Raw genomic sequence first — 1,854 nt, forward strand, 5'->3', positions numbered from 1 at the left:
TATGTGGTGCGCTCCGGCGAGATGGAAATGACCTGCGAAACCGCGCCGCAGCGGATGGTCACCGAACTGAAGAATTTCCTTAAACGCAACAAGCCCCAGGTCAACGTGCTGTTTTACGATGACGGCGGCAACCTGCTCGACAGCCTCAAACCGGAAAAATCCGAAGGCCAGGTGACAGAAGAGGACACCTCCGACATTTCCGCCTCAGGCATCGACGCAAGCGCCATCGCACCGCTGAAACGGCGGCTGAAACGCATCCAGCCGCGTATCGGCCTGGCACCCGGCCCTCTGGAGCTGAAACTCAAACGCGCCCTCGCCAAATCCGTCAGCCTGATCAACGACGGCCGCCTGCAAGAGGCCGAGACGATGGTTGTGGTGATCGAACGCGCCGTTGCCCGCATCGGCCAGGACCGCGAGGATGAGGCCAAGTCGATGAAACGCGGCCAGCGCGAAATGGATCAGCGCTCCCTTGGCGCCCAGGTCAAACGCGCGCAATCCTTGCAGGCCAATGTCGCCCGCGCGCCGGGCAAGGTCCGCGACCGTCTTGGCCGCGCCCTGCATGTGGCAGCGCGCCACCTGAAACGCCGCGACCTCGATTCCGCCCGCGACGCCATGGACAAGATCGAAAAGGCGCTGACCGCGCTGGTTTGACCCAACACCCCAATCCGCGCGCCGCGGGCTGGTCAACGATAACCGGAACCCGGAGACAGTAATGCCTTTGAAACGCCTGCTATCTGCCCTCGCCCTCGCTGCCCTGCCGTTGGCAGCGGCTGCCGAAACCGGCCCCCTGCGGGTCGAGTTGAACAAGACCGAAGAGATCGACGGCGGCGGCTGCCGCGCCTTCTTCCTGTTCCGCAATCAGACCGGCAAAAGTTTCGAAGGGTTCGAGATGTCGCTGGCCATCCTTGACGGCCAGGGGGTGATCGACCGGCTGCTGTCGATCGACGCCGCGCCCCTGCCCGTCCAGCGCACCACCCTGAAACTGTTCGAGATTCCGGAAATCAATTGCGGCAACATCTCCGAGATTCTGTTGCATGACATCACCTCCTGCCAGCCCCAGAACGAGGACCAGATGGACTGTTTCCCGATCCTCGAACTTGGCTCCCGCGCTGCCGCGCCGCTGGTGAAATAAGCCATGAGCGGCACCTGGGAAATCTTCGGCACCGGCGGACCGGTGATTGCGCTGCTGGCGCTGATGTCGCTGCTGTCGATCACTGTGATCGCCGTCAAACTGATCCAGCTCTGGCCGGTCCGCTCCGGCACTGTGGCCCGTGAACAGGCGCTGACCCTGTGGAAAGGCGGCGACCGCAAACAGGCCCAGGACAGTATCGCCGCCGGCAAATCCCCCGCCGACCGGGTCATGGCTTACGCCATGCAGGCCCTGCAAGAAGGCCTGCGCGGGCCGCTTCTGCAGGATGAACTGCAGCGCCGCGGCAACGAGGAAGTGAGCCGCATGAACTCCCTCATCCGCCTGCTGGAACTCATCGCCATGGTCTCGCCGCTCTTGGGGCTTCTGGGCACCGTCCTGGGCATGATCCAGTCCTTTCAGGAGCTGGAACTGGCACAGGGTGCAGCCAATGCCTCGGTGCTGGCCGGCGGCATCTGGCAGGCGCTGCTGACCACCGCCGCGGGCCTCTTGGTCGCAATCCCCGCCGCTGTCGCCGCAGGGCTGTTTGCCGCCCGCATCGACGCCGCCGCGCAAGCCATCGAAAGCGCCGCCGGCCGCCTGCTCTTGATTGATGGGTCGCGCTGACACGGGAGAGTTGCCATGACGATCAACCGGCCCGCCCGCCCCCGCGCCCTGATTTCGCTGGTGCCGATGATCGACGTCATGCTGATCCAGCTGGTGTTCTT

Annotated in this window: 3 protein-coding genes; all 3 read left to right on the top strand. The window is 64.3% G+C overall.

The window, feature by feature from the left end:
- On the top strand, nt 1-651 hold a 651-nt coding region (locus tag A2I95_RS34790; RefSeq protein WP_291737129.1), incomplete at its 5' end, for a hypothetical protein.
- 61 nt (nt 652-712) lie between these two features.
- Nucleotides 713-1,132, top strand: coding sequence for a hypothetical protein (locus A2I95_RS34795; RefSeq protein WP_291737131.1), 420 nt, complete (start codon nt 713-715; stop codon nt 1,130-1,132).
- Nucleotides 1,133-1,135: 3 nt separating this feature from the next.
- A complete protein-coding gene (locus A2I95_RS34800) occupies nt 1,136-1,753 on the top strand; it encodes a MotA/TolQ/ExbB proton channel family protein (protein WP_291737132.1) in 618 nt (205 codons plus the stop codon).
- The last annotated feature ends 101 nt before the right edge of the window (nt 1,754-1,854 follow it).

The organism is Leisingera sp. F5 (assembly GCF_001593695.1).

Excerpts from the sequence above, each read along its gene's own strand:
- A2I95_RS34795 (WP_291737131.1), top strand. The coding sequence starts at position 713 with ATGCCTTTGAAACGCCTGCTATCTGCCCTCGCCCTCGCTGCCCTGCCG.
- A2I95_RS34800 (WP_291737132.1), top strand. The coding sequence starts at position 1,136 with ATGAGCGGCACCTGGGAAATCTTCGGCACCGGCGGACCGGTGATTGCG.